The 18,827-nt window shown below is 61.8% G+C and carries 16 protein-coding genes; 12 read left to right on the forward strand and 4 right to left on the reverse strand.

Annotated features, from left to right (window positions below; translation table 11 throughout):
- Positions 1 to 31: 31 nt before the first annotated feature.
- The 4 genes from AV929_RS03360 (at position 32) to AV929_RS03375 (ending at position 4,247) form a co-directional block, all read left to right on the forward strand.
- Positions 32 to 1,069 carry a hypothetical protein gene (locus tag AV929_RS03360; RefSeq protein WP_050007437.1) on the forward strand — a complete coding sequence of 346 codons (1,038 nt, stop codon included), beginning with the start codon at positions 32 to 34 and terminating at the stop codon, positions 1,067 to 1,069.
- A gap of 50 nt (positions 1,070 to 1,119) precedes the next feature.
- Positions 1,120 to 1,788, forward strand: coding sequence for an O-methyltransferase (locus AV929_RS03365; RefSeq protein WP_050036695.1), 669 nt, complete (start codon positions 1,120 to 1,122; stop codon positions 1,786 to 1,788).
- A gap of 101 nt (positions 1,789 to 1,889) precedes the next feature.
- Entirely contained in the window at positions 1,890 to 2,492 is a 603-nt protein-coding gene (locus AV929_RS03370) for a chemotaxis protein CheC (protein ID WP_023843310.1), read from the forward strand.
- 102 nt (positions 2,493 to 2,594) lie between these two features.
- A complete protein-coding gene (locus AV929_RS03375) occupies positions 2,595 to 4,247 on the forward strand; it encodes a long-chain fatty acid--CoA ligase (protein ID WP_050036696.1) in 1,653 nt (550 codons plus the stop codon).
- Between the two features lie 33 nt (positions 4,248 to 4,280).
- On the opposite strand, the gene AV929_RS03380 is transcribed toward AV929_RS03375, so the two are convergent.
- Positions 4,281 to 5,054, reverse strand: a complete 774-nt coding sequence (locus AV929_RS03380; RefSeq protein WP_050007438.1) for a DUF6517 family protein — start codon at positions 5,052 to 5,054, stop codon at positions 4,281 to 4,283.
- Positions 5,055 to 5,180: 126 nt separating this feature from the next.
- Between AV929_RS03380 and AV929_RS03385 the strand changes: the two genes are divergently transcribed.
- Complete coding sequence (locus tag AV929_RS03385) at positions 5,181 to 6,335, forward strand: acyl-CoA dehydrogenase family protein (RefSeq protein ID WP_008313353.1); 1,155 nt, start codon at positions 5,181 to 5,183, stop codon at positions 6,333 to 6,335.
- 722 nt (positions 6,336 to 7,057) lie between these two features.
- Here AV929_RS03385 and AV929_RS03390 read toward each other — a convergent pair.
- Positions 7,058 to 8,386, reverse strand: coding sequence for a Cdc6/Cdc18 family protein (locus AV929_RS03390; RefSeq protein ID WP_008313351.1), 1,329 nt, complete (start codon positions 8,384 to 8,386; stop codon positions 7,058 to 7,060).
- A 618-nt stretch (positions 8,387 to 9,004) separates the two neighbouring features.
- Between AV929_RS03390 and AV929_RS03395 the strand changes: the two genes are divergently transcribed.
- Complete coding sequence (locus tag AV929_RS03395) at positions 9,005 to 9,802, forward strand: N-acyl homoserine lactonase family protein (RefSeq protein WP_064287443.1); 798 nt, start codon at positions 9,005 to 9,007, stop codon at positions 9,800 to 9,802.
- An 18-nt stretch (positions 9,803 to 9,820) separates the two neighbouring features.
- Here AV929_RS03395 and AV929_RS03400 read toward each other — a convergent pair whose 3' ends face one another.
- Positions 9,821 to 10,003 carry a hypothetical protein gene (locus AV929_RS03400; RefSeq protein ID WP_064287444.1) on the reverse strand — a complete coding sequence of 61 codons (183 nt, stop codon included), beginning with the start codon at positions 10,001 to 10,003 and terminating at the stop codon, positions 9,821 to 9,823.
- Positions 10,004 to 10,069: 66 nt separating this feature from the next.
- The gene (locus AV929_RS03405) at positions 10,070 to 10,789 is read right to left on the reverse strand and encodes a DICT sensory domain-containing protein (protein WP_064287445.1); all 720 of its coding nucleotides are present in this window, start codon (positions 10,787 to 10,789) and stop codon (positions 10,070 to 10,072) included.
- A gap of 267 nt (positions 10,790 to 11,056) precedes the next feature.
- Here AV929_RS03405 and AV929_RS03410 point away from each other — a divergent pair, with 267 nt between their 5' ends.
- The 6 genes from AV929_RS03410 (at position 11,057) to AV929_RS03435 (ending at position 18,771) form a co-directional block, all read left to right on the forward strand.
- The gene (locus AV929_RS03410; protein ID WP_014040648.1) at positions 11,057 to 12,955 is read left to right on the forward strand and encodes a 2-oxoacid:acceptor oxidoreductase subunit alpha; all 1,899 of its coding nucleotides are present in this window, start codon (positions 11,057 to 11,059) and stop codon (positions 12,953 to 12,955) included.
- Between the two features lie 3 nt (positions 12,956 to 12,958).
- Positions 12,959 to 13,897, forward strand: a complete 939-nt coding sequence (locus AV929_RS03415; protein ID WP_064287446.1) for a thiamine pyrophosphate-dependent enzyme — start codon at positions 12,959 to 12,961, stop codon at positions 13,895 to 13,897.
- Between the two features lie 85 nt (positions 13,898 to 13,982).
- On the forward strand, positions 13,983 to 14,411 hold the full coding sequence (gene lrpA1 / locus AV929_RS03420) for an HTH-type transcriptional regulator LrpA1 (protein WP_004591923.1): 429 nt from the start codon (positions 13,983 to 13,985) through the stop codon (positions 14,409 to 14,411).
- Positions 14,412 to 14,446: 35 nt separating this feature from the next.
- A complete protein-coding gene (locus AV929_RS03425; RefSeq protein WP_050036698.1) occupies positions 14,447 to 16,162 on the forward strand; it encodes a DHH family phosphoesterase in 1,716 nt (571 codons plus the stop codon).
- 38 nt (positions 16,163 to 16,200) lie between these two features.
- Positions 16,201 to 16,992, forward strand: coding sequence for a CBS domain-containing protein (locus AV929_RS03430; protein ID WP_044951895.1), 792 nt, complete (start codon positions 16,201 to 16,203; stop codon positions 16,990 to 16,992).
- Between the two features lie 75 nt (positions 16,993 to 17,067).
- Positions 17,068 to 18,771, forward strand: coding sequence for a methylmalonyl-CoA mutase family protein (locus AV929_RS03435; RefSeq protein WP_014040652.1), 1,704 nt, complete (start codon positions 17,068 to 17,070; stop codon positions 18,769 to 18,771).
- Positions 18,772 to 18,827 lie beyond the last annotated feature (56 nt).

An 18,827-nucleotide genomic window follows, 5' to 3' on the forward strand; every position in this document is an offset into this window, starting at 1 on the left:
GTTTATGGTTCCTGATACGATACAGTACGCAATGAACTCCGGGAGTGGGACAGTGGACCAGCCTCTGAGCGAGGCCGCGTCCGTATTGGTACTGGCACGCGGTTCGAGCGACGCCGAACGAGAGGGGTGTGCCGGATTCCTGACTGAACAGGGAGTCAGTGACTCGAAGGCCATCTGTGTCACAGTGTCTGAGTCCCCCGATTCCCGCCTCTCGCTGTGGCAGCAGCACCTCGACGACGAGATGCCGGAAGAGGCGATTATCGTCGACGCCGGCAGCGAGTTACCGGCTAACTCGCAGGCAGCGGCGTCTGGCGCATTTCCCTCATTGACGCTTGATACCCTTCCCTCGACAGTGGAGCCGATAGACATCGGAGCGGCCGTCTCTCGCCATCTCGGCCGACTGGAACAGGCAGATGCACCGCTGCTTCTGTGCCTGCATTCGCTTACTGGACTGCTTGAGTCCTGGGAACGTGACCGCGTCATCGCGCTGGTGACCGCGTTGAACCGACAATGTGCCGAGATGGACGTCTCCGGCCACCACCACATGGACCCGGAGGCCCATACGGAGGAGACAATCGAGATGTTTCGGCCGCTGTATGACGTCGTGTACGAGTACCTCCCGGACCACGGCTGGACCGTCACAGCATCGAAAGACGCGGAGGAGATGCCGACGTTTCGGGACACCGTCGCCCCACCCGGTGGCGTCAAGAAGGGCGACCCGGAAGAGCCCGAAACGATTCCGATACCATACTCGTTTGACCAGGTTCTGGAGTTGATCTCCGCCCCGCGGCGACGCAGTCTCCTGTATCACCTGAAAGACCGGTCGGACGCCGAGGTCCCACTGGACGACCTCGTCGACCGCGTCTACGAACGCGAGAAGGCCATCCCGGCCAGAGCGACCCCCAAATCACGCGACGAAGTGGGCGTGTCGCTGGCACACAATCACCTGCCGCGGCTGGACGACCTCGGAATTCTCTCGTACGAGACAGCGGCCAACACCGTCGAGTACTACCCCAATCCCGCGCTGGAGTCGGTCATCCAGTACGTCGAGCGCCTCGAACTCGGCTAATTCCGGTCCCGACCCACTCATTTATGTCGTCCCTACCGGCATAGCCCGGTATGGACGAAACCCCGCTCCCCGATGTCACAGAGCAATTCGCCCGTACGATAGCGCCGGCCAGCGATCCGGTCATAGAGGAGATGGACGCCAAAGCCGACCGGGAAGGGTTCCCGACGGTCGGTCCCGCAGTCGGTGGCTGGCTTCGCCTCGTCGCCCGGATGGTCGACGCCGACCGTATCTTCGAGTTCGGCTCCGGCTTCGGGTACTCCGCGTACTGGATGGCCCCCGCGGTGTCCGACGACGGGCAGATCGTCCTGACGGAGATTGACGCCGACGAACTGGAGGAAGCCCGAGAGTTCCTCGACCGCGGCGGGTTCACCGACCGGGCCGCTTTCGAGCACGGGGACGCAATCGAAACCGTTGAGAACTACGACGGCCCCTTCGACGTGGTGCTCGTCGACAACGAGAAACACCGCTATGCGGAAGCATTTGAGGCTGTCCGCCGGAAAGTGCCGGTCGGTGGGGCGGTGGTCGCCGACAATATGATCGAGGCCGGGCCGCTGGAGTTCGAGGAAGTACAGGCGTTGCTGGACGGCGGCGACATCGACGCCAACGAAACGAGTCGCGGCATCGCCACCTATCTCGAACGCGTCGGCGACGACCCGGCGTTTGAGACCGGATTGCTGCCGCTCGGCGAGGGCGTCGCTGTGAGCGTCCGCGTGGAGTGAGTAAAGCGGTATCAACACGCTCCGATTCTCGCCGACGAAAATGCGGGTGCATAGCTTATGTATGAGGACACACAACTCAGCGGCAACGCTGGTCCTAACGAATGAGTCTGATGATAGATATTCGGAAGCTCGGGTTGTTCAATCAGATGGCTAAAGAGGGCGGTAACACCGTTGCGAACCACCTCAGCCAGATGACAGGGATGGAGACGGAGATGGAGATCACGAAGATCAACTTCATCGATATCCCCGATATCAAAACGCACGTCGGCGACGAGAAGCAGATCGGTATCAGTATCGAAATGGTGGAAAAGCCCCACGGGCACATCCTGTTCCTGTTCAACGCCGCCAGTGCGAAGGACCTCGCCACTGGGATGATCGGCGATATGGGGGAAACGGACCCCAATGCCGACGGCTTCACCGACATGGAGCGCTCGGCGATTCAGGAGATCGGCAACATCATGACCAGCGGCTTCATCGATGGCTGGGCGAACGTCCTCGATACGACCATCGACATCTCTACGCCGAACTTCACGTTCGGCCCCGGGAGTGGGATGGTGGACCAGCTCGTCGGCGACCGGGACAACGAGATGGCGCTGATGTTCGATTCCCGCGTCCACGCGCTGGAGTCTAACATCAACGTGAAAGTGTACACGTTTCCGGAACTGGAAGAGCTGGTCGACCTGATGCAGGAAATCGAAGTGTAAGCAGACGTGTGCGAACGGGGCGGCGAGCACTGCGGATGAACTCCTTTTCCCTCATGAAAGATTTAGCAGTGTTTCTTGTATCGTGAGCCCCTGCATCATGATATGCCAGGAGGCAGCCCGCAAACTCTACGACCGTTCCTGTGGCGTGCAGAAACACTGTATCCGGACACGGAAGTCGTCTCTCGTACCCACGAAGGCATCGTCCGTCACGACTACGCCGAATACGCCGAACGGACGGCGCAGCTAGCGAACGCGATCGAGGAAGCCGGCTACGGCGACGGCGAACGGCTCGGGACGTTCTGCTGGAACCACAGCCGGCACTTCGAGACATACTTCGGGGTACCGGGAACCGGTGCGCAGCTACACACTATCAATCCGCTCCTGCCAGACGAACACATCCAGTACATCGTCAACGACGCACAGGACGAACTCATTTTCGTCGACGAATCGCTCCTGCCGAAACTCGAAGGTGCCGCCACCGATGACCCCGAGTCCTTCGAAACGGTCGAGCAGTTCATCGTGATGAGCGAGTCCGTCCCCGAGACGGACCTCGATGCCGTCGCCTACGAGTCGTTCATCGCCGACCAGCCGACGGAGTACGACTGGCCAGAACTGGAAGAAGAGCGGCCCGCAGGCCTCTGTTACACCTCCGGGACGACCGGACGACCGAAAGGTGTCGAGTACACCCAGCAGATGCTGTGGAGCCACACGATGGCGATCCAGTCGCCACAGGGGATTCCACTCGACGACGACGACGTCATGATGCCCGTCGTCCCGATGTTCCACGTCAACGCGTGGGGACTCCCGTTTTCGGCAACTGCGGGCGGGGCCAAGCACGTCTACCCCGGCCCACAGCCGGAACCGGCGGACCTCGCGAAGCTCATCGAAGAGGAGGACGTCACCGTCACCGCCGGCGTCCCGACCGTCTGGCTGGGGCTGATGGAGTACATCAAGGAAAACGACGTCGACCTCTCGTCGCTCGAACGGCTCATCGTCGGCGGAAGCGCTGCGCCCGAAGCGATGATCCGGTTCTTCGACGACCGCGACGTGGAACTCGTCCACGCCTGGGGGATGACCGAGACGGCCCCGGTGGGTGCGGTGGCGTCCCTGCGGAGCGACCTGGAGGACGCCGACTACCAGACGCAACTGGACAAGCGGGCGAAGCAGGGACTCATCGCACCCGGGCTGGAGTTCCGTGTCATCGACGACAACGGCAACGAGGTCCCGCACAACGGGGAGGACTTCGGCGAACTCCACATCCGCGGGCCGTGGGTGACGACGGAGTACTTCAAGCGGCCGGAAGCGAACGAACAGGAGTTCGAGGACGGCTATCTGAAGACCGGTGACGTGGTGTCCGTCGACGAGGACGGCTACATCAAGATCGTCGACCGGGCGAAAGACGTCATCAAGAGCGGCGGGGAGTGGATCTCCTCGCTCGAACTGGAAAACGAACTGATCGCCCACGACGACGTGAACGAAGCGGCAGTCATCGGTGTCCCGCACGAGCGCTGGCAGGAACGCCCACTTGCGATGATCGTTCCGACGGCCGATGCCGACGAGGAGACGCTTGGTGATGAACTCCGTGAGTACATCCTCGAGTCCTACCCCAAGTGGTGGGTCCCGGACAACTTCGTCACCATCGACGAGGTTCCGAAGACGGCAACCGGAAAGTTCGACAAAAAGTCGCTCCGTGACGAGTACGCCGACGAATCGCTCGTCGAAGGTCGCGTCCCTGACGACGCCGCGCCGGAATAGGGGAGTTGGCGCGTTTTCAGCCGCTCAGTAGCGTTACTGGACGCCAGTGACGAGATTCCGGACTTCGGTCCGATAGGTTTCGGGCTGGAGTCCGAGGTCGACATCGACGGTGACCGTGATGCCGTCGCTCAGGTCGTTTTCAACGACCTGTTCGAAGTTCTGTGCCGGGTACGCGCCCCCGGAAATGACGACGAAGTCGCCGTGGTGCCAGACGGCGAACATCGCCGAGATGTCGATGTCGCTGGCCGGTATCTCGACGGCCTCGTTCTCGGTCACGTCGAACGAAATTCCCTCGAAGGGGTACACGGCGGACAGTTCGACCGTCTCGGCTGTCTCGCCGGTGTCGATATCGATTGTTCCCTCGCCGGTTTTCTCGATATCGGTCAACCCCTGGGCTTCCATCTGCTGTTCGAAGCTGTCGCGGGCGTTCGTTCTGACTTCTGCCAGCAGTTCCTTGCGGCCCACGCCAGCCGGGAGATTGTCAAGATTCGGGCTGAAGTCGACGCGGGTGGCGAAAAACACGGAGAGCGCAGTCTGGACCTGATCGAGGGTACGACTGGCGACGCGTTCCTGTAGCTGTTCGTCGACGTACTGGACCGTACTTGAGACGGCCTCGACCGAAACCGGGCCGTAGCTCCGGTCGAACACTGTTTCCGAGGACTGGTCCGTTCGCGTCCAGCCGCCGTCTTCGAGGCGCTGTTTCGGAACGTCCGGTGGCGGTGCCTCGGCCGCGGCCAGAAACGAACACCCCGCAAGCCCGGCGGTTCCGAGGGTGGCTCCGGCAAGCAGGTAGTCTCGACGGTTCATGCCCGAGGAAGGCTACAGCCATGGAAAAGCGTGCTGGCCGATTATCAGGAGTTTCCGGGAAACAACTATGGCGGTGTTTTGCAGAGTTCCACGGAGTATATCAGTACACAAACCATGATAATTCCCATGGATCTGCTATCCGAGAAACTCGTTCCGGAGCACGCACGCGAGGTCAAGGAAGAGGCTCGGGAGTTCGCTGCGGAGCACATCGAACCAGTCGCCGGTGAGTACTACGCGTCCGGGGAGTATCCCTGGGATGTGCTTGAAGCAGCCAGGGAGGCCGGCCTCGTCGCACAGGATATCGGTGAGGAGTGGGGCGGGAGCGGCTACGACCTCCAACAGATGCTTGCGATGGCAGAGGAGCTGTACAAAGCCGACGCAGGAATCGCGCTGACGATCCAGCTCGCCAGCTTCGGGGCAGAGATCGTCGAGGATCACGGCGCAGACTGGCAGAAAGAGGAGTTCCTCGAGCCCGTCGCCACCGGCGACCAGCTTACCGGCCTCGCCGTCTCCGAGCCAGAGACGGGGAGCGACCTCGCCGGGATGACGACAGCCGCCGAGAAGGACGGCGACGAGTGGGTGCTCAACGGCGAAAAGTACTGGATCGGCAACGGCGTCGAGGCCGACTGGGTGACGCTGTACGCCAAGACCGGTGACGACCCGAACGACCGCTACGGGAACTACTCGATGTTTATCGTCCCGACGGACGCCGACGGCTACCACGCCGAACACATCCCCGAGAAGATGGGCTTCCGGGCGTCCAAGCAGGCTCACATCGTGCTCGACGACTGCCGGATTCCGGAGGAGAACCTGATCGGCGTCGAAGGAGCCGGCTTCTACATGCTCGCCGAGTTCTTCAATCACGGCCGCGTCGTCGTCGGCGGACACGGCATCGGTCTCGCCGCCGCGGCCATCGAGGAGGCCTGGGAGTTCGTCCACGACCGCGAGGCCTTCGGCAAGACCGTCGACGAGTTCCAGGCGGTCCAGCACAAACTGGCCGATATGCAACTCGGTCTCCAGTCCGCCCGAACGCTCACCTGGCACGCGGCCGAACGCGTCGCTAACCAGGAGAACGCCGGTTACTGGGCCGCATTGGCAAAGACTAACGCGACCGAAGCCGCTATGGACTGTGCGGAGAAAGGAATGCAACTACACGGGGGCCGGTCGGTGCTGACGGAGAACCGCATCTCTCGCGTTTACCGCGACGTGCGCATTCCGGTCATCTACGAAGGGGCCAACGACATCCAGCGGAACCTCATCTACAAGCAAGCCCCGATGTAACGGAGAGGGCTCAGTCGATCACTGTCGATTGGTTGATTGCGTCGCAAACGACGTATTTTTCGCTGGAACACCACCCTACGAGTGTTCTGACAGCCCTATACAAACGATCCGACACCACCCTACAAGTGTTCTATCACCACCCTGCAAGTGTTTCCAGTACGACTACAACTGGACCAGAACAGTGGACAGGTGTTCACACCCCACCCTGCAAGTGTTCGCACGGGGGTATGCGTCGTGCGGGGGTGCGCGAGCGTCTGAGATTCCCGAAAACACCACCCTGCAAGTGTTTTTGAGACGTTGTTCGGAGTTCCGATGCGCCACTCTAACACCACCGTGCAAGTGTTTCCCGCACTGGGAGAGACAGACGAGAGCCCACGGGAACACCACCCTGCAAGTGTTCAGGAAAGCCCATTTTGAGCGGTTTTCCCGGCGAATCGGTGTTGACACCACCCTGCAAGTGTTTTCGAAACGGAATACCGGGAGGCTGTGGTGGAAACGGACGGACACACCGGTCTGCAAGTGTTCTACACACTGCAGTGGAGGGTAACTGCCACATAATCGCTCGGTAGCACTCCGGGTTCACGGTCTACTGTTGGCACACACACACCACCCTGCAACTGTTCTGGACTGTACAATAGAGGGACTGCCACTGAACACACACACACCACCGTGCAAGTGTTCTGCCATGTGAGTCGGTGGGGGGAGGGGAGCAAATACGCTGGCTACGTGAACTGCCAGAGGTTCTGTTGCTCGTCGTCGGTCGTGTCCGGTGCCTCAAACTCGGTGGCCTCGTCTTCCAGATAGTGTTCGAGTATCCCGTTGACGTTGCTCGGCACGGCATCGCTGTAGGACGACTGGAGCGCGGCGTTGATGATATCGGTCGCGTCGTCGGTGACCTCGTAGATGTACTTGCGCCCACCCTTGCGACCGAGGTTGCGTTCGGCCGAGCGGACTAGCCCTTGCATGGAAAGCTGGTCGAGGAACTCGTAGATCTTGCGTTCGGATTTCACGCGGCGGCCACTCGACTCCGCAATCGAGGAGTAGAGGTTGTAAATCCGCTTTGTCGACGCCTCGTGTTTCGGTTCGATGAGCGCAAGCGTCGTCGCGAGGTACGTCAGCGCCTGCTGTGAACTCAGGTCGTGCTCGAAGTAATCCAGCAGTTCGTCGGTTTCGATAGTGTCTGTCGCCCGTCGCGTATGTGCTTCTGTCACACCGTCCGCGCCCTCCATCCGCGCGTACTCTCCGGCCTTTTCGAGGATTCGGAGTCCCTGCCGAACGTCGCCCCGTTCCTGCGCCGAGAAGGCCGCCGCCAGCGGGACGACATCTTCGCCGAGCACGTCCTCTCGGAACGCAATGTCGGCGTAGTAGCCGAGAATGTCTCGGAGTTCCGTTGCGTCGTACGGACCGAACTTGATCTCTCGCTCCCCGAGCGTCGATTTCACTTTGGGTTCCAGCACGTCGACGAACTTGAGGTCGTTCGAAATCCCGATGAGTCCGACCTTCGCATCGGTGATCGGCGTGTTCTCGTTCGCTTCGGCCCGCGGCAGTTCATACAGGAAGTCGTTCCGCGCGTCCGCTGGAATGTTGTCGATCTCGTCCAGGATGATGAGGACGTTCCCACCCACGGCTTCGATCTCCTCGTAGAGGAACTCGAAGACGCTGTCAGTGCTGTAGCCGCTCTCGGGGAGTTGGTTCTCCGGATCTCGGAACTCGTTGACGAGTGTGTTGACCAGGGCGTACGCCGACCGGTAGTTCCGGCAGTTTATCGGACCGACAACGGTGAGTGGGATGTCCTCGGCCTCGGCCTTCTCTTCGAGTTTGTCCCGTACCCACTTCGTAACGGCAGTCTTTCCGACCCCCGTTGGGCCGTAGACGAAGACGTTGTTGGGGTCGTGGCCGACGATGACGTCCTGAAGCGCGTTGATGTAGAACTCGATCTCCTCGTCGCGGTGAAAGATCGTATCCGGCGTGAACGTGTCTTTTTTCAGCGGTTGCTTTCGTTCGAAGATCGCGTCAGTCCCATCGAACGGGTTCTCGTTCACGTCGACCATCGTACGCCACCTTTTGAGTGACTCTATATAAAACCAGTGACCACCGTACAAGTGTTTCAAGTGTTTTCACGCCGAACAGTCACACACCACCCTGCAAGTGTTTCTTCGATCCCTCTGGAAAACAGCCACGAGCAGTCTGCTGCACCGACCCTTCATCTAGAACACTTGAGTCCTGCGATTCTCGACTGTCTCGTTCTGGACCGTATCTAGAACTAGTAGCACTATTATATATTTTATGGTAAAGGCAATAAAATCATATTCACCATCGAACGTCCACCTCCATAGAATTCAAGCTACAAGTGCTTCAGAGCACTCATATCTGCATATACGAATAGTCTTCTGATCATGTACTCTCAGTAGAATCGAACAATCTGCCATTTCTTTAAGTATGCAGAGGGAGCCTCCCCCTCCCCACCCCCACCCCTGGAAACACCGAGAACACTTGCAGGGTGGTGTGTGTGGGTCCCGCTTTTCCACCGACATTTCGGTATAAAAGTACTCAGCGTCGATACGGCATGAAACCCCTGCCATAGCGAACGGTTGGTCATATAGCGAGCTAGCCCGTCACCCGCGGCGCACGGCACCGCTCTTTACTTTCTGACAGCCCGTAGACACCGTATGGACGACCTTACAGTGACGTTCGTCGACCGGGGCCGCGTACAGGCTGATCGAAACTTCGTCGTCGACGGCCACAGCGTCGCGACGGCCTCGGACCGCGACCCGGAACACGAGTACGAAACGTACGTCGTGTGGAACCTCATCGTAGAGACGCCCGAGATGACTATCCTCTGGGACACTGGCTCGCATCCGGAGGCCGGCGACGGGTACTGGCCGACGCCGCTGTATGAGGCGTTCGCACACGTTGACGCCGAGGAGCACGCCCTGCCGGCGGATCTCGAAGATGCGGGCTACAGCATCGACGACATCGATGCCGTCGTGATGAGCCATCTGCATCTGGACCACGCTGGCGGCTTGCACAACTTCGCGGGAACAGACGTCCCGATCTACGTCCACCGAGAGGAACTCCCGTACGCGTACTACAGCGCCAATACGGACGACGGCTCTATCGCCTACCTCGCCAGCGACTTCGACCGGGACCTGAACTGGGAGATCGTCCACGGCGACAGCTATCATCTCACCGATGGGGTCGAACTGTTGCACCTTCCCGGCCACACGCCCGGACTCATGGGCGCGTTCATCGACCGCCCGGCACGGCCGCTCCTCGTCGTCGGCGACGAAGCGTACGTCGAGGCGAACTACGCGGGCCAGTCGATGGCGACGAGCCTCCTGTGGAACAACGGCGCGTGGAAGGAGAGCCTAGAGCGGTGCCGCGACCGACAGCGGGCGACGGGGGCTGAAGTGCTGCTCGGCCACGACCTCGCGGTGTTCGAAGACGTGTCCGGGGCTGCGGACTGATTCGATATCAGCGTGAGATTAGTCCGACATAACGACAAGCGTTCGGCGCTCCCTGTCGTCGGTCGCCACGACCCATCGGTCTTCGTGGCGCTCGATGACTGCCCACACGCCGAAAAACAGGTGCAACTCCAGTTCGAGACCGTTGACGCGCTCTCCGGTCTCCTCGATGCGGAACTCTCTAGACTCGGTCACGGTCGGCATCTCAAGAGCGAATGTCGGCCGACGGCGAGCCGTGGTAATGACCGCGCTGGCCGGTTCGAACGCGGCTCACTGTTCGAGATAGCCGTAGGTCTCCTCCAGATAGTCGATGATCCAGTCGACCGTCGACTCGTCGTAGGTCCAGAAGCCGTAGAACTCGCGTGGCTCGCGCTCCTCGGCCAGCAAGGCGCACTTCTGGGTCGGGTCACCGCCGCCGTCGAACACGACGAACCACGAGTCGGCGATCTCGTCCGACCGTTCCAGATGCAGCGAGAACGTGCTGTACTCGGGTGGCTCGACGTCAGGGACGGCATAGGCGTGAACGTCCACGTCGGTCTCACCCAGCCGTTCGTAGAGGTCGAGTTCGCCCTGAAGCGTAGACAGTGTCTGGAAGCCGGCGTGCAGCGTTCCCTGTCCCACACGCCACGCGCGGTCCTCGATCTCGCGGGACGCGGCCGTCATCCGCTGGATAGACCACGAGGTGAACATCGTCTCGTCGAGGTGGTCGAGAATCGACGCGTACGGGCTGTCGTCCCGCGTGATGTACTGACGGCCTTCGTCAAGCGAGTCGGTAAACGAATTGAGACTCGCGGCCGCGATGACCGCTTCGTCCTCGCTGAGAGTGATAAACTCGCCCGGGCGTCCGCTCTCAGTCTGCTCGGTCTGAACGTGGACGTTGCGGTCCGCGAAGCGCTCGCGCAGGTCTTCAGCCGCTGTCGGCCCGGCGTTGAAGACAGTCAGCGTCTTCTGATGGTCCTCGACGCCAGCGATGAGTTCCGTTAACGACATCCTCGACTATACATCGGTAGTCACTGTGTTAGTCGTTGCGGGAGGAAGTTGCATGGCTTACTATTGCTGGCTGACACCTGTCTCCCAGACGGATATCTCGCCCCTGTGAACGTGTCCCACAGCGACGGACTTCAATTTCGAAAACGGCAATCTGAGGTACCTGAGCCGAAAGATAACGATTAATGAGTGGTGATGTAGTGGAAAATCTTTAGTCATGGCCCCCCAACGGGATGATACGGCACCAGAGCTGGGGCCGAGGATTTCACCATGACAGACAACGAACTAATCTGGCGAATCGCCGGTGGTTCCGGTGACGGAATCGACTCGACAAGCCAGAACTTCGCGAAGGCCTTGATGTGGTCGGGGCTGAACGTGTTCACACACCGCCATTACCCGTCGCGTATCCGCGGCGGCCACACGTACGTGGAAGTACGTGCGAAAGACGAGCCAGTACAGTCCCGCGGGGACGGCTACAACTTCCTGCTGGCCCTGGGTGACTCCTTCGCCCGGAACCCGCAGGAAGAGGCCTACTACGGCAAAGAGGAGCTGAAACCGCTGTACGAGAACTTCGACGACCTCCGCGAGGGCGGCGTCCTCCTCTACGACGAGGGACTGCTCGACGAGGAAGACGTCGACGAGATCGGTCTCGAAGAGGCCGCCGAGGAGAACAACTGGCACGTCGTCCCGATGGACCTCCGCGGCATCGCCAAGGAGCACGGCCGCGAGATCATGCGGAACACGGCCGGTATCGGCGCGACCGCGGCCATTCTCGACATCAGCACCGACGAGTTCGAGAAGCTCATCAAACAGAACATGAGTGGCGACATGCAGGAGGCGAACCTCAACGTCCTGCACGACGCCTACGAAGCCGCAAGCGAACTCGATATCGATCACGACATCGAGGTCCCCGAGGGCTCCCACGACGAGGAGCAGGTCATCCTCTCGGGCTCGAACGCCATCTCCTACGGCGCAATCGACGAGGGCTGTCGCTTCATCTCGGGCTACCCCATGACTCCGTGGACCGACGTGTTCACGATCATGTCACAGCACCTGCCCTCGTTCGGTGGGATCTCCGAACAGGTCGAAGACGAGATCGCGGCCGCCGCGCTGGCCCTCGGTGCGTCTCACGCCGGCGTGAAAGCCATGTCCGGGTCATCCGGCGGTGGCTTCGCGCTGATGTCCGAACCGCTCGGACTGGCGGAGATGACCGAGACGCCTATCGTGCTCGTCGAAGCGATGCGGGCCGGCCCCTCGACGGGGATGCCGACCAAGCCCGAGCAGGCGGACCTCGAACACGTCCTGTACACGTCACAGGGCGACTCCGCCCGCGTCGTGTTCGCGCCGGCGAACATCCGCGAGTGCTACACGCAGACCCGCTCGGCGTTCCGCATCGCCTACGAGTACCAGATCCCGGCTATCGTCATCTACGACCAGAAGATCCAGGGCGAACTCCGGAACCTCCCGGCCAGCCACTTCGACGAGGAACCGAACGCCGATCCCGGCTCGGTCCTCACCGAAGAGGAGATTCAGGACGCCGCACACCACTCCTCCGGGAAGTTCCAGCGCTTCCTCCACGAACCCGAGGACGGCTCGAACGTCAGCCCGCGCTCCGTGCCGGGCCAGAAGGACGGCCGCTTCCTCGCGACGGGCAACGAGCACAACCCATCGGGCCACATCAGCGAGGACCCCGAGAACCGTATCGCCCAGATGAACCGTCGGCTCAACAAGCTCGACGACATCCGTGCTGATCTGGACGAAAACACGTCCCACCAGACCTACCACGGACCCGACGAGGCCGACTACGGCATCCTCGTGTGGGGCAGCCAGCAGGGGACCGTCTTCGAGGCCGTCGACAGACTCAACGAGAACGGCCATTCCGTGAAGGCGCTTGGCGTCTCCGACATGGCTCCGTACCCGAAGGAGGAGGTCTCCGAGTGGCTCGAATCGGTCGACGAGGCGCTCGTCGTCGAGATGAACGCCACGGCCCAGTTCCGCGGCCTGACTCAGAAGGAACTCGGCAAGTACGGCGACAAGATGTCGAGCCTCCTCAAGTACAACGGCAACCCATTCGAGCCCGCCGAGATCGTCGACGGGTTCGAGTCCAGCATCGACGGCGAGGAACTCGCCGCGAGCAACATGAAGTACGTCCCCGCGGCAGGTGACTAACCAATGAGTGCATTCTCAGCAATCAACGAAGAACGCGAGATCGAGCGCGACGAGTTCACACCCGGCATCGAACCCCAGGCGACCTGGTGTCCGGGCTGTGGTGACTTCGGCGTCCTCAAGGCGCTCAAGCAGGCCATGCCGGAAGTCGGCAAGAATCCCGACGAAGTCGCGCTGTTTACCGGCATCGGCTGTTCCGGGAAGCTCAACAGCTACTTCAACAGCTACGGCTTCCACACCATCCACGGCCGCTCGCTGCCCGTCGCCCGGGCCGCGAAGCTCGCCAACCCCAACCTCGAAGTCATCGCGGCCGGCGGGGACGGCGACGGCTACGGTATTGGTGGGAACCACACCATCCACACGGCCCGTGAGAACCACGACATCACGTACATCGTGTTCAACAACGAGATCTTCGGGCTGACCAAGGGCCAGACGTCGCCCACGTCGCCGAAGGGCCACAAGTCCAAGACACAGCCCCACGGCTCGGCGAAGTCGCCGATCCGCCCCCTGTCCCAGCAGCTCAACGCCGGTGCGACCTACATCGCCCGGACCGCGGCTGTCAACCCGAACCAGGCGAAAGAGATCATCGCCGAGGCCATCGAACACGACGGATTCGCGCACATCGACTTCCTGACCCAGTGTCCGACCTGGAACAAGGACGCGAAACACTACGTCCCGTACACGGACGTCCAGCAGTCCGACGAGTTCGACTTCGACGTCTCGGACCGCGCGGAAGCCGCCGAGATGATGCGAAAGACCGAGGAGCGTCTGTACGAGGGCGAAGTGCTCACCGGTCGGATGTACATCGAAGACGAGCGCCCCTCCTACGGCGAGGAGAAGCGCCAGATCGGCGAGATGCCCGACGAACCGCTCGCAGAGCGGTACTTCGACGAGGACGCGGAGTGGGAACGGACCTACGACAACCTCCTCGAACACCACAAGTAAGGTCCGCTGCCGGACTGCAGATACCCTCTCGAACGTGGGTTTCTGGTTCGGAAGATATTTTTTCATGCACCGAAAAGATTACTCTATGAGTGCCGAGTCCACGGAGCGTCGAATCCTGTCGGTCCTTGAAGAGGACGCACAGGCCTCGTACGCAGAAATCGCGGAGCGAGCCGACGTATCGAAGCCCACAGTCCGGAAATACATTCAGAAACTCGAAGAGGAGGGCGTCATCGTCGGCTACTCCGCCGATGTCGACCCGAAGAAGCTGGCAGGCCAGTCGATTGCCCTTGTCGGCATCGACATCGCGAGCGATTGCTACGTCGAGGCCACGCGGAACCTCAAAGAGATTCCGGAGATGGAAGAACTGTACACGTCAAGCGGTGACCACATGCTGATGGCGGAGGTCCGAGCGATGGACGGCGACTCGCTGGCGGATGTCATCGAAGACAAGATTCTCGCCCTCGACGGCGTTACCGCCGCACATCCGTCGTTTCTCCAGGAACGGCTGAAGTAACGGGTTTTTAGACGCTCCAGCGCTGACTGCACGGTATGCTTTCTCGGCTGGTGCTCGGACTCGGGCCGACGGCCGCGGACCTTCTCGACGCGATTAGCGACGACCGCGGCGACCTGGCAGTCGTGACCCAGGACGAGCACCGTGCTGAAACGCTCCGGGCGGACGGTATCAACGTACTCGAAGCCGACCAGACTGATCCATCTGTTCTCGCCGATCTCGACGTTCACCCCGAGAGCGTCATCATCGCCAGCGAGGACCCCGAGCAGAATGCCGACGCGGCGACGGCCGCACGTGACTGCTTTCCCGACGTGTTCCTCCTCGCCTACGCCGGCCGCGGCGCGACGGCAGACCAGCGCGACCGACTCGACAGCGTGGCGGACCGGCTGGTTACGCCGGAGTCTGTCGTTACCGACTACGTCACCCAGTCGGTCGGCGACGAAGGAACGCGGGCCAGACAGCTCCATCAGGTACTGCGGGACATCGACGACCACCTCGCCGTCGTCACGCACGACAACCCCGACCCGGACGCGATTGCCAGCGCTGTCGCCCTCGGGGCGCTCGCTGAACGGGCCGATTGCGAGGTGACGATCTGTTACTACGGAGAGATTTCTCATCAGGAGAACCGGGCGTTCGTCAACCTCCTCGATTTCGACCTCCGGAACTTGGATGCTGACTCCCCGGACGAACTGGACGCGTTCGACGCGTTCGCGCTGGTCGACCACTCCAGAGCCGGTGTCAACGACCAGCTCCCACCGGAGACCCCCATCGACATCGTCATCGACCACCACCCGCCGCGCGTCCCGATCGAAGCCCGATTCGTCGATCTCCGGAGCGGCGTCGGGGCGACGAGTACGTTACTGGTCGACTATCTCCAGCGGTTCAACATCGACATTCCGACCCCAATCGCGACGGGCCTGCTGTTCGGCATCCAGGTCGACACGAAGGACTTCCGCCGGGAGGTCGCCGCCGCGGACTTCGAGGCCGCCGCGCATCTCGTGACGAACGCCGACATGGCGACGCTCCAGCGCATCGAAGACCCGAGCGTGAGCCCGGAGACGCTGTCGGTCATCGGCCGCGCGATCGCGAACCGCGAACAGGAGGGCTCGGTGCTTCTGACCGGCGTTGGCGAGATAACCGACCGTGACGCGCTCGCGCAGGCGGCCGACAGGCTGCTCGACCTCGAAGGCGTGCAGGCGACGATGGTGTACGGCGTCGTCGACGGGACGATCTACGCCTCTGCACGGGCTCGCGGGGCGGACATCGACCTCGGCGAGGCGCTGCGGGACGCCTTCGGACAGATCGGGTCCGCGGGCGGTCACGCCGATATGGCGGGCGCACAGATCGACCTGGGGATGATCACCGTCGACGAGCGCGAGGAGTCGCTGGAGGAGATCGTCCGCTCTATCGTCTCTGACCGGTTTCTCGACGCTATCCAGTCGCGGTCCCACCGGCTGCTCGGGCGCGTCTACGCACGCGCTGACTACGACGTGGCCGCGTTCACGGAGTCGACGGCGCTCAGACGGGACAGCGGAGACACCATCACGACGCCTGGAGACACGCCTGCAGGGTCGAGCGACGACACCGCAACGGACTGGAACAGCGATGTGCTGTTTCTGGAAGACGGCGACGAAGACGGAGGCGACGAGTCAGAACAGGCGGACGACGCGGCTGAGCCGCCGGACGACGAGTCAGAACAGGCGGACGACAGCCCGGAGACGCTCGTCGAACCCGACGACAGCGAGCCGCCGTAGGCGAGCCTTTTTTGCCGTCGGTCGAGAACATCGCGCCGATGGAGGAATCGAGTCGACCGACGGTCGGAGACTACATGACACGCGAGGTTGCCACCGTCGAACTCGACGACACTGTCGGGGAGGTCGCCCGACGGATCGCCGACAACGACCACTTCAGCGGGTTCCCGGTGACGGACGGCCGCCGCGTCGAAGGGTTCGTCAGCGCGCGCGACCTGTTGCTCGCGGAAGACCACGAGCCGATGTTCCGTGTGATGACCGACGACATCCTCGTGGCGCACCCGGACATGGCCGTTCAGGACGCGGCACGCGTCATCCTGCGGTCGGGCATCCAGAAACTTCCGGTCGTCGACGACGCCGGCCACCTCGTCGGCATCATCTCGAACGCCGACGTGATCCGCTCACAGATCGAACGGGCGACCCCGGGCAAGGTGGACAAGCTCGGCCGGACGCTGGAGAACATCCACGGTATCACGACACACGAAGGCCGACGGGAGGTGGAGCTCGACGACCTGACGCCGACACAGACGACGGTGTACGCCGACGAACTCGAAGGCCGGGTGTACGAACTGGAACGCGGGCTGGCGGAACCGCTCGTCGTCATCGACAACGGCGGGGACCTCCTGCTGGCTGACGGCCACCACCGCGTGAAAGCCGCCGCGCGGCTCGATATCGACGAAATGGACGCCTACGTCATCGTTCTCGACGAGACGGTCGAACTGGGGATGGCCGAGACGGCCGCAGACTCCGACCTGGAGTCGATCGACGATATCGAGGTCGTCGACTACGCGCACCATCCGCTCGTGCAGACGACGGAGCGGCTCCAGAATTAGTCCTCGACGGTGTGATTGACGGTAGCGTCCCACTTTGCCCGAACCTTCTTACTAAATCATGACATACACCGGAGTATGTTCGACGAGTCGGACCTCCAGCGCATCCGCGAGCAGAAAGACGAGTGGGAAGCCGAGACACTGGACCCCGTACTGGACGCCTACGGCGAACGCAAAGAGCAGTTCGCGACGGTCTCAAACCTCGACGTAGACCGGCTGTACACGCCGCTCGACGTGGACGACGTCGATTACGAGGAAGATATCGGCTTCCCCGGCGAGGAGCCGTTCACACGCGGTGTCTATCCGACGATGTATCGCGGCCGGCAGTGGACCATGCGGCAGTTCGCGGGCTTTGGGACCGCCGACGAGACCAACGAGCGATTCCACTATCTCATCGACGAGGGCCAGACCGGGCTCTCGACGGCTTTTGACATGCCGACGCTGATGGGGATCGACTCCGACGACGTGATGGCCGACGGCGAAGTCGGCAAGGAGGGCGTCGCCGTCGACACGCTGGCGGACATGGAGCGGTTGTTCGACGGCATCGACCTCGGTGAGGTGTCGACCTCCTTCACGATCAACCCCAGCGCCCCCGTCATCTACGCGATGTACATCGCGCTGGCCGACCAGCAGGGCGTCCCGCGCGAGGAGATCCGCGGAACCCTACAGAACGATATGTTCAAGGAGTTCATCGCACAGAAGGAGTGGGTCATTCCGCCGGAGCCGTCGCTGAAACTCGTCACCGACACCATCGAGTTCGCCAGTCAGGAGACGCCGAAGTTCAAGCCTATATCCGTATCGGGGTATCACATCCGGGAGGCCGGTTCGACAGCCGTACAGGAACTCGCGTTCACGCTCGCGGACGGTTTCGCCTACGTCGAAGACTGTCTGAACCGCGGGCTTGAGGTCGACGAGTTCGCACCACAGCTCTCCTTTTTCTTCAATTCGCACAACTCCATGTTCGAGGAAATCGCGAAGTTCCGTGCGGCCCGGCGCATCTACGCCCGCGTGATGGACGACTGGTACGACGCGGAGGCTGACGCGAGCAAGCAACTGAAGTTCCACACCCAGACCGCCGGGCAGTCACTGACAGCCCAGCAACCGCTGAACAACATCGTCCGCGTGACGATTCAGGCCCTCGCAGGTGTGCTGGGCGGAACCCAGAGCCTACACACCAACAGCTTCGACGAAGCGCTGGCGCTCCCATCGGAGCAGGCCGTTCGCGTCGCCCTCCGGACACAGCAGATCATCGCGGAGGAGTCGGGAGCCGCCGATATCGTCGACCCGATGGGCGGCAGTTTCGCCATCGAGTCGTTGACCGACGAGGTCGAGGAGAAGGCGATGGCCTACATCAACCACATCAGGGACGAACTCGGCGACGGCTCGGTCCGCGACGGCGTCATTCAGGGGATTCAGGACGGCTACTTCCAGCGTGAGATTCAGGACGCCGCCTACGAGTACCAGCAGCGTGTCGAGAGCGAGGAAGAAGTCATGGTCGGGGTTAACAAGTACACCGTCGAGGAAGACACCGAACCCGAGATTCTCACCGTCGACGAGGACGTACAGGAACGCCAGCGGGACAAGCTTGCGACGGCCAAGGCAGAGCGCGATGACGCGGCCGTGGAGGCGGCGCTCGACGAACTGCAGCAAGTAATCACCAACGGTGGGAACGTCATGCCCGTCATCATCGACGCGGTGAAAGCCTACGCGACGATGGGCGAGATCATGGCCGTCTTCGAGGCAGAGTACGGGAGCTATCAGGAAACGGCCAGCGTCGCCTGACTGGACAGAGCGTACGCTCAATCGTCGCTTGAAGAACTGTTTTCGAGGTGCAACCA

Origin of the sequence: Haloarcula sp. K1, assembly GCF_001647155.1 — an archaeon.
GTDB lineage: Archaea > Halobacteriota > Halobacteria > Halobacteriales > Haloarculaceae > Haloarcula > Haloarcula hispanica.